12 protein-coding genes are annotated in these 13,612 nt (G+C 36.4%); 9 read left to right on the forward strand and 3 right to left on the reverse strand.

Annotation, left to right across the window (positions count from 1 at the left end):
* Positions 1-112: 112 nt before the first annotated feature.
* Both JNL75_04930 and carB read right to left on the reverse strand, forming a co-directional pair.
* The gene (locus JNL75_04930) at positions 113-748 is read right to left on the reverse strand and encodes a hypothetical protein (GenBank protein ID MBL7789160.1); all 636 of its coding nucleotides are present in this window, start codon (positions 746-748) and stop codon (positions 113-115) included.
* 71 nt (positions 749-819) lie between these two features.
* Positions 820-3,654 carry a carbamoyl-phosphate synthase large subunit gene (carB, locus tag JNL75_04935; GenBank protein MBL7789161.1) on the reverse strand — a complete coding sequence of 945 codons (2,835 nt, stop codon included), beginning with the start codon at positions 3,652-3,654 and terminating at the stop codon, positions 820-822.
* Between the two features lie 157 nt (positions 3,655-3,811).
* Here carB and JNL75_04940 point away from each other — a divergent pair, with 157 nt between their 5' ends.
* Positions 3,812-4,366 (forward strand): GNAT family N-acetyltransferase, encoded by a 555-nt coding sequence (locus JNL75_04940; protein ID MBL7789162.1) that lies wholly within the window; start codon positions 3,812-3,814, stop codon positions 4,364-4,366.
* 19 nt (positions 4,367-4,385) lie between these two features.
* Here JNL75_04940 and JNL75_04945 read toward each other — a convergent pair whose 3' ends face one another.
* Positions 4,386-7,955 carry a gliding motility-associated C-terminal domain-containing protein gene (locus JNL75_04945; GenBank protein MBL7789163.1) on the reverse strand — a complete coding sequence of 1,190 codons (3,570 nt, stop codon included), beginning with the start codon at positions 7,953-7,955 and terminating at the stop codon, positions 4,386-4,388.
* A gap of 219 nt (positions 7,956-8,174) precedes the next feature.
* On the opposite strand from JNL75_04945, the gene JNL75_04950 reads away from it, so the two are divergent.
* The 8 genes from JNL75_04950 to JNL75_04985 all read left to right on the forward strand — a co-directional run bounded on the left by JNL75_04950 (position 8,175) and on the right by JNL75_04985 (position 13,301).
* Entirely contained in the window at positions 8,175-8,858 is a 684-nt protein-coding gene (locus tag JNL75_04950) for a hypothetical protein (GenBank protein MBL7789164.1), read from the forward strand.
* Between the two features lie 45 nt (positions 8,859-8,903).
* Entirely contained in the window at positions 8,904-9,389 is a 486-nt protein-coding gene (locus tag JNL75_04955; protein ID MBL7789165.1) for an asparaginase, read from the forward strand.
* A gap of 120 nt (positions 9,390-9,509) precedes the next feature.
* A complete protein-coding gene (locus JNL75_04960) occupies positions 9,510-9,926 on the forward strand; it encodes a BrxA/BrxB family bacilliredoxin (GenBank protein ID MBL7789166.1) in 417 nt (138 codons plus the stop codon).
* A gap of 191 nt (positions 9,927-10,117) precedes the next feature.
* Positions 10,118-10,501, forward strand: a complete 384-nt coding sequence (locus JNL75_04965; GenBank protein ID MBL7789167.1) for a 30S ribosomal protein S6 — start codon at positions 10,118-10,120, stop codon at positions 10,499-10,501.
* Positions 10,494-10,763, forward strand: a complete 270-nt coding sequence (locus JNL75_04970; GenBank protein MBL7789168.1) for a 30S ribosomal protein S18 — start codon at positions 10,494-10,496, stop codon at positions 10,761-10,763. Before JNL75_04965 ends, JNL75_04970 begins: the two co-directional genes overlap by 8 nt.
* A gap of 74 nt (positions 10,764-10,837) precedes the next feature.
* Complete coding sequence (locus JNL75_04975; protein ID MBL7789169.1) at positions 10,838-11,284, forward strand: 50S ribosomal protein L9; 447 nt, start codon at positions 10,838-10,840, stop codon at positions 11,282-11,284.
* Positions 11,285-11,396: 112 nt separating this feature from the next.
* Positions 11,397-12,839 carry a glyceraldehyde-3-phosphate dehydrogenase gene (locus tag JNL75_04980; GenBank protein ID MBL7789170.1) on the forward strand — a complete coding sequence of 481 codons (1,443 nt, stop codon included), beginning with the start codon at positions 11,397-11,399 and terminating at the stop codon, positions 12,837-12,839.
* A gap of 9 nt (positions 12,840-12,848) precedes the next feature.
* Positions 12,849-13,301 (forward strand): DUF2147 domain-containing protein, encoded by a 453-nt coding sequence (locus JNL75_04985; GenBank protein MBL7789171.1) that lies wholly within the window; start codon positions 12,849-12,851, stop codon positions 13,299-13,301.
* The last annotated feature ends 311 nt before the right edge of the window (positions 13,302-13,612 follow it).

The raw sequence follows: 13,612 nt of genomic DNA on the forward strand, positions 1-13,612 counted from the left end.
CTGGACTAACCCAATTCATTATTATTCTATAGTTTGAGTGTATCTTAAAAAATATCAATAGACCTATAAGGTTTTTAAAAACCTTATAGGTCTTTACTTGCCGACAAAAGATTTATATATCAATAATTATGTTTTTAAGATCAATCGGTTTGTCATGAAAGTCTATAAATGCATTTTTATCTCCGAAAAAGGAAATTACTTCCTCTCTTAATAGTTTACTTGGTCTAGAATCTATTAGTGAACTATAACTATCATATTTCCAATCACCAACTTTTTTTGTGTATCCATGATGAACAGCGTTTTTATGAATATACCAAATGAAATTTACAAAATCAATTTCTGATTCAGATTTACTTCGTTTAATATAATCTATAAACAAAGCCCCCTTACGATGATACATCTTGTTAAATGCTTTGGTATATCCATTGAGTAGATTGCTAAACCGTTCAATAATAAAGTCTGAAATTACATCTACATCTGAATTAAACTTTCGCTTTTTAATGATTTCAAATTGTTCAATTATATATTCAAAATCATTAATTCTTACCAATAAGTGAAAATGATTGGGCAATAGCGAATACGCATATATTTTGGCAATACTTGCAGTATGATGGTCTAGTTTTTTTAAAAAATAGAGATAATTTTCGTTTGATTGAAACATCAATTCAGACCCGTTAGCTCGAGAGAACAAATGATAAATTTCATTAGGCTCTAATTTTTGATGATAGTTCTGAGTTTTAAGTATCATAATTGATGTTTATAATTAGAATTAGTGAAATAGACCTATAAGGTTTTAAAAACCTTATAGGTCTCACACTTCTACCTACTCAAATACATACTCTTCATCTTAAACAGATTTCTAAAATGAGGATCACGGATATTGGATATAAAACGGATAGCTTCTCCCGTAGATTTCATCTCCGGGCCGAGTTCTTTTTTGACATTCGGAAACTTATTGAAGGAGAAGACAGGCTCTTTGATGGCAAACCCCTCTAGTTTTTCTTTGTCTTTGATATCTTTGACCTTCATCTTACCTACCATAATTTTTGCAGCGTAGTTGAGGTAAGGTATTTGATAAGCCTTACAGATAAATGGCGTCGTACGGCTGGCTCTAGGATTGGCTTCGATGACATAGACTTCATCTTTTTCTTTATCATTTAGCGCCCGCTTCACAACAAATTGTATATTGATAAGGCCTTTCACCTTGAGCGATTTTGCAATTTTCACGGTGTATTCTTTCATTTTCTCGATAGCCTCATCAGAAAGTGAAAATGGTGGTAATACGGAATGGCTATCTCCTGAATGAATACCCGCCGGTTCAATATGCTCCATCATACCCATGATATGTACATCTTCGCCATCGCAGAGCGCATCGATTTCGGCTTCTTCGGCTCGGTCAATAAAATGGTCTATCAAGATATTGTTGTCGGGAAAAGTCTTCAAAATGCTCACGACGGATTTCGTCAATTCATCATCGTTGATGACGATACGCATTTTCTGACCACCCAATACATAAGATGGACGAACGAGAACGGGATAGCCTACGCGATGGGCTACCTCGAGCGCATCATCTGCATTTTGTGCAGCACCATAGTTGGGATAGGGGATATTCAGCTTTTTCAATTCATCGGAAAATCGCTCCCTGTCCTCAGCCAAATCCATATCATTACAAGAAGTACCGATTATTGGAATTCCATATTTCTCCAATTTTGCAGCCAACTTCAAGGCAGTTTGCCCTCCTAACTGTACGATGACTCCTTCAGGTTTTTCGAGTTCTATGATTTCTCTTAAATGCTCCCAGAAGACAGGTTCAAAATAGAGTTTAGAAGCGGTATTGAAGTCTGTGGAAACCGTTTCAGGATTGCAGTTGATCATGATAGACTCGTATCCCTCTTCTTTCAAGGCAAGCAAACCATGCACACAGCAGTAGTCAAACTCAATTCCCTGTCCTATTCGATTGGGTCCAGAACCGAGTACGATTACCTTTTTCTTGTCGGTAACGATACTTTCGTTTTCAACATCAAAAGTAGAATAGTAATAAGGTGTTTGCGCTTCAAATTCAGCGGCACAGGTATCGACCATTTTATAAACTCTTCGAATTCCATGGGTAGTTCGTAAGTCGTAAATTTCATCTTCTGTTCGGTTAAAAACATGTGCGAGCTGAAGGTCTGAAAATCCTTTTTTCTTAGCCCTGGTTAATACTTCTTTGTTCAAATATTCAAAAGAAAGTTTTTTCAGTTCTTTCTCAAAATCGACCAACTCCTGTATCTCTCTCAAAAACCACATATCTATTTGCGTCAATTCATGGATTTTGGTTTTAGGCACTCCTAGCTTCAATGCCTCACGAATTCTAAACAATCTATCCCAGCTCGGATATTGCAATCCTGCTAAAACTTTATCGACATCTTTCGATTCTTTGCCATCGACACCAAGTCCTATTTTATTATTTTCCAAGGACTGACAGGCTTTTTGTAACGCTTCTTGAAAATTGCGACCTATGCCCATAACCTCGCCTACCGACTTCATCTGCAAGCCTAATGTCTCATCCGCACCAGGAAATTTCTCGAAATTCCAACGAGGGATTTTTACTATTACATAATCCAGCGATGGTTCGAAAAATGCGGAGGTCGTCTTAGTAATTTGATTTTTCAACTCATCCAAACGATAACCGAGAGCCAGTTTAGCAGCTATTCGAGCGATAGGATAACCCGTTGCCTTACTCGCCAAAGCGGAAGAACGTGAAACCCTAGGATTGATTTCTATGACAATGATATCTTCGGTAATGGGGTCAATAGCGAACTGCACATTGCAGCCACCTGCGAATTTTCCTATAGACTTCAATATCAAACGTGCCTCGTCGCGCATTTGTTGATAAGACTTATCAGACAAGGTCATAGCAGGAGCCACGGTAATACTATCGCCCGTATGCACACCCATGGGGTCAAAATTCTCTACGGTACAAATCACCACGATATTATCGTCAATATCTCTTAGCAACTCCAATTCATATTCCTTCCAACCCAAAACGGCTTTTTCTACCAATACTTCATGCACTGGAGAGCATTCCAAACCATGCTTCAATTTAGCTTCAAATTCATCTTTGGTATGCACAAAACCGCCTCCCGTCCCTCCGAGGGTAAATGAAGGGCGAATCACGAGGGGGAATCCAATTTCTTGAGCTATTTCCCAGCCTTCAAGGACAGAATTGGCAACTTTAGAAGGAGCAACTTTCATCCCCAAGTCAATCACCATTTTTCGAAATTTATCTCTATCCTCTGCTAGCTCTATGCCTTCGATGTCCACACCTATCAGTCGCACATTGTAGTCTTTCCACAAACCCATTTCATCGCACTCGATAGCTAGGTTTAGCGCTGTCTGACCTCCCATGGTAGGTAAGACTGCATCGATTTGGTTTTCTTTTAATATTTGCTCGATACTCTCTGGAGTCAAAGGCAATAAATAGACCTTATCCGCTATCATAGGGTCGGTCATGATCGTAGCAGGATTGGAATTTATTAGAATGACTTTTACGCCTTCTTCACGCAGAGAAACCGCTGCTTGAGAACCTGAATAATCAAATTCACAGGCTTGGCCTATGATGATGGGACCGCTACCTATTATGAGTACGGATTTTATGGACTTGTCTTGTGGCATGGAATTCAATTAATAATGAATAGTGAATAATTAATAATTCTATGTTATTAATTGCTGATAGAAGTTAATTATCAGGGTGCGAAGATAAGAGGAATTAGCAATTTTGAGTTTTGAATTTTGAATAGATATTATATTTGTTGATAACTAAGCCAAACCCATGTCACTGAGCTATCATTTTCTTACCCCCGAAGAATTTTTTCCATTTTTTAGAGAAACAAGACCCAAGATATTTCGAGGCGAGTTTGATTTTCATACCCAAGCAGTGATGACAGAGCTGGAAAAAGAAAAAGTCAAAGCTATGCCCAAGATGGAAAATATCCAACGCTATCAGTTGGTTGCTAAAGATGGTGATAACATCGTAGGTTGGTCATTTGGTATTCAGAAATCCTATGATGATTTTTATATGGTCAATTCGGCGGTATTTCCAGAGTATAGACATAGAGGTATTTATACCGAACTCATGACACGCGCTGTGTCACATATCACCGATTTGGGTTTTCAGGGCATCTATTCACGCCACAAAATGTCGAATAATGCTATCATCATTCCTAAACTGAAGTTTGGATTTGTCATCACAGGTTTCGAAGTAGCCGATGTGTTCGGAAATCTCGTAGAGCTTAGCTATTATACCAATCCTAGGCGGCGAGAATTATTGGAAATACGAATAGGTATGCGAAGACCTACGGAAGAAGATATGAGACTAGTTTATTAGTTTTATTTCTTAAATTTAGCTATCTAACTAATAGAAATTCACCAACTTTTTCTTTTGTTTCACCATTCAGAAAGACTACCTTAGCTATATAGGAATAAACATCTGCTGGGGCAGTTTCATTTAAATGGGTTCCATCCCAGCCGACATGAAGATCTTTGGTATGATATAATTTCAGCCCCCACCTATTATAGATTGAAAAATCAATATTCTTTATGCAGTTTCCATATACTCTAAATTGATCATTCAATAAATCTCCATTTGGTGTAAACACACTAGGAATGTAAAATTCATTACTCGCCAGAACATCAATTTTCGTTTTGGCTTCTAATTTACAATTATTGCTATCTAATAATGTAAGCTGATATGCCTGTGATAAATAACCTAAGAATTGAGGTGACGGGCAGTCTGTACAGCTAAGTCCTGTGCTTGGTGTCCAAAGATACCTCAAAGGAGGCAAGTTTCCACCTCTTAGGTACCTGACATTGGATATTAGCCTACTAGTACTGCACATATTGACAGGATCTGATTCAGGATATATATTTAAAATTAATTTATCGGGCTCAGTTATTTTGAAGATAGTATCAAGGATACAACCTTTACTACTTTGTATTGACACCTTATAGTCTCCAGGAGGTAGATTGTCAAATTTGCCTCCAGAATTAGAAGCTACTCCATTTAACAAATAAGTATATGGTTGGTGTTCACCAAAAGCTCTAAGGTTAATAATACCATTGCTCAACCCATGGCATTTGACATGCGAACTTTGAATTATTTTATATTTAGCTCGTTGATAGTTCTCTAGAAAGAGGGTAAATACCGAATCGGCAAATTTAAATACATCCACTGTGTCTCTGTATACTCCTGGCTTTGAATAATACCTTCCACGATACAAAAAACTATCGCCTATACAAATTGTTTTCCGCGTATCAAAATTCAAAAAAGTGTCTATAACATAGAGATGTTGAATAAAAAAACTATCACACGGAAGTATTGGAATAACTTCAACAAAGCTACCTTCTTTAATAATTGGGTTACCCTTTAAATAAAATGTATCCCCATCTTTAATCGTATCATATTTGTGTTCTTTTTTGTACTTCTTCAATACATAATCTATAAAAAAGCTATCTCTACATCCCCTAAAATTTACATACTTTGTCACCTTATAGGTGCCTACATCTGAGACTTTTAATGGATTTATTTTTAATGTATCGCCCCAATACGCTCGGCCATCTGGTCTAATCCATCTATACGTAAAATATGGCGAGGATTGATATGCCATGATCACTGAGTCACCTGCACATGTGCTATCATTAATATATATTTTATTGAATTTAAGTGTGTCGACACTAAAATCCATGGTATTTGCATTGCCACAAGTATCCCAGATTTTGGCTTGATAATTTCCCATTTGATAGATAGGAAAAACATTGTCTTGCTGCATTGGGAAAGTTTGTGGGCCCTTATTTATCTCATACTTATAAGGGAAAATTCCAAAATTGGTATCCGGCTGGAATTCGACCCAAGTTTGTTTCCCACACTGAATTTTAAGTATGACTTTTATATTAGGTCTCGTATAAGGAGGTATAATTAACGTATCTATTATATCATTGCAATAAACAGACTTCGTCACATACCTTTCAAAATCTATAGCTTCAGAAAAGGTATCATTCCGATACTTCAATTTTAATACATATTTTCCTTCATTTAAATATCTAAATGCTTTATTGTAACTTAACTCATTGGTCATTGAATTATATCCATATCTAAAGGCAATACTTTCATCATCTTCCAGATATTTACTAGTTTTTAAATTAAATATAGAATAGAATCCACTTACACGTCTATCTATAAGTTCTGTAGAATGTTTACTATGTAGTTTTAAAATAAGTTGATTGTTGTCTTCACAAGCCTTGATTGGCTGATAAGAGTAATAATAATTCGAGACGTCTTGAGGATACACTTCAAAATTTTCCGTATGCGATTCACAACTATCTTTGATGGTAATACTATATTTCCCTACTCCGAGACCATAATAAATGAATCGCTGATCACTTAAAAAAGCCTCAAAATTGGTACTATCTTTATACGCATAATTTTTCTTCGTACTGGAGATTATAGCAGGCCCTGTGAAACTAAGAATTTTAGGTTCTCCTTTCAATCTAGCGAATCGCACACCTATTCCGATTGTTGAGTCCAGACAATTTTCTGAAAATTTCTTGTATACCTCAAAAAAAGGTTTCCCGGCATCAGAATCCCAAAGAAAAGTATCGACATATTCTTTGTTACAACCATTTTTTATTTTAATATAATATTTACTACCACTTGGGTAATTCCTCAAAATAATATCATCGAACCCTAGTCCACTCTTAGTTTCCAAAAGTTTATTATTCATATCGTAAAAGGAGTAGGAGATACTCCCCTTAGTTTTATCACAAGTTTGAAATTCATAGACATAGTTTCTTTGATTGCACTTTGTATTTAACGAATTATACATACTACTAATGAGGTCTTCAAACTCTGGAACTACATGTGGAATAAGAATAGAATCGTTGCAATTGGTGATCATCAAAACAGTAATAAAATCTTCTTCTCCTACATTTGACACATCAAGTTTTATCTCAAAATTAGTTATAGGAACATTTGTCAAAACAGTCGAACCGTTCTTAGTTGTGTAAATGAGTTTCGGTATTTGCATATTAAAATTCGAAGACAAAATCAGTGTTAATCTCACAGATGAACAGGTTGTCATCTCAGAACAATCCCGCACACCGGAATAAGATTCAGCCATATCAGAAATGCTATCATTACAGGCGTTGTATAGTGTCACCTTCACTTTACCGCCCATGGGAATGGTCATGGCGATAACATCCCGAATACCATTCGCTCCATTCGGAGAAGGTACCTTTTCCACTATGGTATTTCCATACTGATACTTCACTTTTGTGGGAAATGAAGCTTCCTTTGTTTTAAATGAAGTATTAACCTCAATACTTGTACAATTTATTTTTGTAAAACTAGAGTTAATGTTTTCAAATCCTGAAACCCCGCTTTTGATTTCGAAATTGCGAACGGTGGTATTAAGACAAGAGTCCGTCAATGATAACGTGTAATCTCCAGAAGGGAGACTAGTAAAGGTGTCATTGCCGTTTTGGGTCTTGCTCACTCCTGTATTATTATTTTTTAGAGTCCATTTAAAGGGTTTAGTACCCGTACCGCTTATGTTATTGCCAATGACTCTCCCATCGCTAGCGCCATTGCATGAACTGTGGGTTACAAATGGCTTATGGTCTACAATGACATAGTTGGTTATTATTTCTACTGATTGAGTCTTTGATTCAGCTAAAAGATTTTCAACCTTTACAGTATATGTACCCGGGGCTAAACCTTCAAATTTGTTGCCGGATTGCGGTGAAACCAATGAAGGTCCTGCGATGATGCTATATAAAATTTGTGAATTTGAGGTAGCATTTACCGTTATAGTTCCATTATTAAGACAAGAGCTATTTGTTTTATCTATTGAATTAATAGTAATAGCACTTTTTGAATACGCCAAAGGTAATAAGAACAAAAATGTTATAAGTATTCTCATATTTCGACAAAAGTAAGAAAAATCTCCTATTAATGTTTGCAAAATGATCTCCGTAATGCTAAGTTTTGCTATTGAATGACTTTCAATAGAAGAGATTTATCCAAATTCCGCATTAGAAAATACAAATTCTAAATCGTCCCAAGAAACCTTCGGGACAACTAAGTCATATAGTTCGCCACGTTGTGGTCTCTAATGATTAAATTGAGTTTATAACAACTTATGAACTTATTTCGTCAAAAATGTGTTCATCCCTTTATGCTCACACCTAGTATTTCGCTCGCATCCTCATTTTTACTCGGAGCTATTCACTCCCTCGAACCAGGACATGGTAAGTCTATCTTAGCCTTACACACCTCTCAATCAAGAAAATGGAGCGATGGAATTTCCTTATTAGCCAGCTTGCTTTTGACACATTTTTCACTGACTATGGTGGTGTCGCTGATTCTTTATTTCAATCCGCACTGGGCGGAATATGAATGGATTAGATTCGCCGCTCCTTTTTTAATAATTTCCTATGGTTTGTTTTTATTGATAAAATCTAAACAAAACTCCGATGAATACGTTGCCTGCAATTGTAGTCACGAAGATACGCAGACAGTCAAAAACCCGATTCTCATGGGCTTTATTGTTGGGTTAACGCCATGCCCCTCTGTATTTGCTCCGATTGTGATTGGGTTGTCAAGTCGTAGTTTTGATCAAATTTTTTTCTATTTATTTGCCTATATCATAGGAGTAGTGGCCGTATTTATAGCTATTTTTATAGGTGTACTCCTTCTCAGATCTAAAACTTCTGCCTTTATCAATACGGTAGTATCTCGTGTCAATCCGCACTTAATCAGTGGGTTGATTATGATAGGGATCGGTTTATTTTATTTGATGATGAATTTTCACCATCATCATTAAATTTGCAACTAGCAACTAAAATCTGGCAACTCGCAACTAAATTCAATGATACGCATATTAATAACTGGTGGCACTTTTGACAAAGAGTATGACATGATCAATGGTCGCCTCTACTTTAACCAAACCAATGTGGACGAAATGTTGCTCAAGGGTCGATGCACTGTGCCTCATACCGTGGAGACTTTGATGATGATAGATAGTTTGGAAATGACTGACAGAGATAGAGAGAAAATATTAAAAGCTTGTACAGAGACCAATGAAGATAAAATAGTCATCACACATGGGACCGATACTATGACAGTGACAGGAGAATATCTCGCCAAAGCAGGTTTGAATAAAACCATAGTTATTACAGGTGCTATGATCCCCTATTCATTTGGTAGTAGCGATGGATTTTTTAATCTAGGTAGTGCTATAGCCTTCGCCCAATCTTTACCAAAAGGAGTTTATATAGCCATGAATGGCACCTACTTTCTATGGAATGAGGTGAAAAAGAATCGCCAAACTGGATTTTTTGAAGAAATAAGATAGATGATAGATTTAAGAAATTAGATAATAGACAATAAACTGCTGAACTTTTTTCATATCACTATTGTTATAAACTAACTAATTAACACCTTTAACTTTTTACTTTAAACTTTCAACTATTATATGTATCCAGCCGAGCTTGTAGCCCCAATGAGAAAAGAATTGACCGATGCAGGTTTCACAGAACTTCTAGACGCACAGTCTGTTGATAATGTACTAGATAGCACCGAAGGCACGACTTTCCTCATGATAAATTCTGTGTGCGGTTGTGCAGCAGGTGCTGCTAGACCAGGCGTTAAAAAAGCACTAGCTTCTGCCGAGAAAAAGCCTACTAACTTGGTTACCGTTTTTGCAGGAGTGGATAAAGAAGCTGTAAATCAGGCTCGTTCATATACACTGCCTTATCCGCCTTCTTCGCCTTCAATGGCTGTTTTCAAAGAGGGTAAACTCGTTCATTTTATTGAGAGACATCAAATTGAAGGCAATACCGCTGAGATGATTGGCGACCATTTGAAAAAGGTATTTGAGCATTATTGCTAAGATTTTTTACACCAATAGGGCTATTTTACTTAGGTAATATCTAGAATAAGTGGTTTAATTCCTTAAAATTAATACAATTAGTAGAAAAAATAGATAATTTCGTATAGGAATTACTATTTTTGCACCTCCAAATTTATCCGTACCCATTCGGATAGCAAATTAAGTTCTTTAATTATTTAAATTTCAACACGATGAATCGTTATGAATCCACTATCATCATTACTCCGGTGCTGTCGGACGAAGATGTGAAAAACAAGTTGAAGTCTTTCCGTGACTTCCTTGAAAAAAACGGCGCAAAAAATGTCTCTGACGAACATTGGGGACTCAAAAAACTAGCATATCCTATCGAGAAAAAGCGCTCTGGGGTATATCATATCTTTGATTTCGAAGCTCCAGGAGAGGTAATCGAAAAGCTAGAACTTCAATACAAAAGAGATGAGTCTATCTTGAGATTCTTGACCGTAAAGCTCGACAAGTATGGCATAGAGTATGCTGACAAGAGAAAGAAAGGACAAGTAGGAAAGTCAAAAGCAAAAAAAGATAATCAACCAAAAGAGGAGGTAACCAATGGCTAGTCAAAATCAACAAATTAGATACTTAACAGCTGTAAAGCTAGGTAACAAGAACAAAAAATATTGCCGTTTCAAGAAAATGGGCATCAAGTTTATAGACTACAAAGACCCTGAGTTTTTGATACGTTTTGTAAACGAACAAGGCAAAATATTGCCTAGAAGAATCACAGGAAATTCTCTAAAATATCAAAGAAAAGTCTCTACGGCTGTCAAAAGAGCTAGACAATTAGCGTTGATGCCTTATGTGACAGATTTATATAAATAATTTTTTAAGTTACAAGATGCAAGTCTTAAGACCAGTAACTTGCTGCTAGTAACTAGAAACTAAAAACTAATCAAATGGAAGTAATATTAATAAATGATGTAGATAAATTAGGTTTTGCAGAAGATATTGTAAAAGTAAAACCAGGCTATGCCAGAAATTTCTTGATACCAAGAGGTCTAGGAGTAGTGAAAAATCCTACCAACTTAGCTATTTTAGCTGAAAAAATAAAGGTAAGAGAGAAAAATGAGGCGAAGCAAATGGCTAATCTCAATGCGATTTTGGAACAATTGAAGGGTACTAATCTTCAAATCGGTGCTAAAGTGGGTACTACGAGTAGAATATTTGGTTCAGTGAATGCCGTTCAAATTTCAGAAGCGTTTAAGAAAAATGGACTGGAGATTGATCGTAGAAAAATTACAGTCAAAGAAGGTGAAATCAAAGAGTTAGGCAGCTATACAGTGGTTGTAAACCTGACCAAGGAGCAAAGCACCGAAGTGCCACTGGAAGTAATAGCTGAATAATATTTCATGTATCAATGACCAATAAATGAATTCAACAAAGCCGAACACAGACTTAAAATTGTGTTCGGCTTTTTAGTTTTTAATCTAATTTTACCCCTATAAAATAAAAAAAATGAGCCAACAATTTGATGCGAACTTCAATCAATGGATACACCTGAAAAGAGAGGCTATCGAGCTAAGCAATATTTGTGCAAAGCTGGAAATAGACAAGAAAACGGACTTGGTCTTATTGAGACGTAAACTGTCAGATAGAAATATAACAGAAATTATTAATCTACATGAAAGAGCCACGGTCATGCTAGGTGAGCCAGTATCCGTATCGGATACGCTGCAAATAGCTAAAGCTATTGAAAAACTCGATATTGCGCCTTCGCGTATTGATTTATTCAGACTATGTAATGAATGGAATCAGGAAAAGGGAAATTTTGGCTCTGTAGAAGAGTTTACAAAATCTAAACTAGCTGGAAATATCGGCGGGGATAAGAGACAAATAGAGCCTAAAGACGTTATCCTATATGGATTTGGTCGTATAGGCCGATTAGTAGCTAGAATACTAGCCGAGGAACCAGGCAGTCAGTTGAGACTAAAGGCTATCGTGATTCGAATGAAAAATGCCGAGGAGATAGAAAAGAGAGCTTATTTATTAAAGAAAGATAGTATTCACGGTGAAATGAAAGGTACTGTAGCCTACGACGTAGAGGAAGGTATGCTTATCGTCAATGGCCAGCGAATAAAAGTTATCACCTCCTCAGATCCAGCGAATATTGACTATACAGAATATGGCATTCAAGATGCACTATTGATAGATAGTACGGGTGCATTTCGCGATGAGGAAAAATTATCACAGCATCTTAAGTCAAAAGGAGTATCAAAAGTATTGTTGACCGCTCCAGCTAAAGGCGACTTGCCTAATATCGTATATGGTGTCAATCACAAGGATTTTGACCCTGATAAATTGCAGATATTCAGTGCTGCCTCATGTACGACCAATGCGGTAGTGCCTGTGCTAAAAGTGATTTATGAAAATTTCGGAATATCGACTGGACATATCGAGACTGTTCATGCTTTTACCAATGATCAAAACCTCGTAGATAATTTTCACAAAGCAGATAGAAGAGGTAGATCGGCTCCGATGAATATGGTTATCACCGAGACAGGTGCTGCAAAAGCCGCTGTAAAAGCGCTTCCATATCTCAAAGGCAAATTGACAGCAAACTCTGTGAGAGTGCCTATTCCTAATGTGTCATTGGCTATACTTCATCTAAGATTGGAAAAAGAGACAAGTATCGAAGAAGTGAATGAGACTGTTCGTAAAGCTGCATTCTATGGAGATTTAATCGAGCAAATAGATTATTCCACATCAAAGGAACTAGTTTCGACAGATGTTATCGGTAATACGCATGCCCTAGAGTATGATAGCAATGCCACCCTACTTAGCGAAGATAAAAAAGGTGTGACTATTTATGCATGGTACGACAATGAATATGGTTATACTTGGCAGGTGATCCGATTGGCTAAGTACATATCGAATGTTTTAAGACTAACTTACTATTAATTCTTATAATTGAATTGGAGATTATTTTTTACTAGTTTATTCATCATATATGCTGGTGGTCTATGGGCACAGGAAGCGTATATGCCTGATGTACTAGGAACTTGGCTTTCAGAAAATAAAAAACAAAAAGTCAAAGTTAGCTACGATCCTACTAAGAAGATTTATAATGGCAAGATAGTATGGATGTATGAAGATGATCAAGAACAGGGAAGAATTTTACTAGACAAAAATAATCCCAATCCCAAGCTCAGAAGCAGGAGGGTTACTGGTATAAATTTATTATTCAATTTTGTACATGAAGGTAAGGGTGTATTTAGAGGGTATATTTACGACCCTATATCTGGCAAGGAATATAGATGCCTTCTGACTCTCCAGCCAGATAGAAAAACAGCCCACATACGTGGTTATATTCTGATTCCATGGATAGGAAGAACAGAAGTAGCGACCAAAATAAGTGATTAACCCAAATTCCGTATTTGAAAATGCAGAATCGATTAAGAATTTGTATTTCAATATTTTGCAATCCCGTACGCACGGGATTGAAACAAATTCTAAATCGGGATAAACCCAACTAAATCATATAGTTCGCCACGCAGTGGCTTCTAATGATTAATTTGGGATTAAAGAGGTCATTTGGCCTCTTTTTTTATGTCGAAAACGACCTTAAAACACCTTAAAACTGTTAAACATGTCTAATATTTAAGTTGATTTTTCTTACTAGAGTTAGAATGTGGAAATCGTTTTAGGCTTATTTGAGTTGTTTTCGTTTCGAA

The sequence above is a fragment of the Chitinophagales bacterium genome, from assembly GCA_016787225.1.
Taxonomy (GTDB): Bacteria; Bacteroidota; Bacteroidia; order Chitinophagales; family JADJOU01; genus CHPMRC01.

Bases quoted from the DNA above. Each gene is read 5' to 3' on its own strand.
- JNL75_04970 (MBL7789168.1), top strand. From the start codon at position 10,494: ATGGCTAGTCAAAATCAACAAATTAGATACTTAACAGCTGTAAAGCTA.
- JNL75_04945 (MBL7789163.1), bottom strand. From the start codon at position 7,955: ATGAGAATACTTATAACATTTTTGTTCTTATTACCTTTGGCGTATTCA.
- carB (MBL7789161.1), bottom strand. From the start codon at position 3,654: ATGCCACAAGACAAGTCCATAAAATCCGTACTCATAATAGGTAGCGGT.
- JNL75_04950 (MBL7789164.1), top strand. From the start codon at position 8,175: ATGAACTTATTTCGTCAAAAATGTGTTCATCCCTTTATGCTCACACCT.
- JNL75_04980 (MBL7789170.1), top strand. From the start codon at position 11,397: ATGAGCCAACAATTTGATGCGAACTTCAATCAATGGATACACCTGAAA.
- JNL75_04930 (MBL7789160.1), bottom strand. From the start codon at position 748: ATGATACTTAAAACTCAGAACTATCATCAAAAATTAGAGCCTAATGAA.
- JNL75_04975 (MBL7789169.1), top strand. From the start codon at position 10,838: ATGGAAGTAATATTAATAAATGATGTAGATAAATTAGGTTTTGCAGAA.
- JNL75_04960 (MBL7789166.1), top strand. From the start codon at position 9,510: ATGTATCCAGCCGAGCTTGTAGCCCCAATGAGAAAAGAATTGACCGAT.
- JNL75_04955 (MBL7789165.1), top strand. From the start codon at position 8,904: ATGATACGCATATTAATAACTGGTGGCACTTTTGACAAAGAGTATGAC.
- JNL75_04940 (MBL7789162.1), top strand. From the start codon at position 3,812: ATGTCACTGAGCTATCATTTTCTTACCCCCGAAGAATTTTTTCCATTT.
- JNL75_04965 (MBL7789167.1), top strand. From the start codon at position 10,118: ATGAATCGTTATGAATCCACTATCATCATTACTCCGGTGCTGTCGGAC.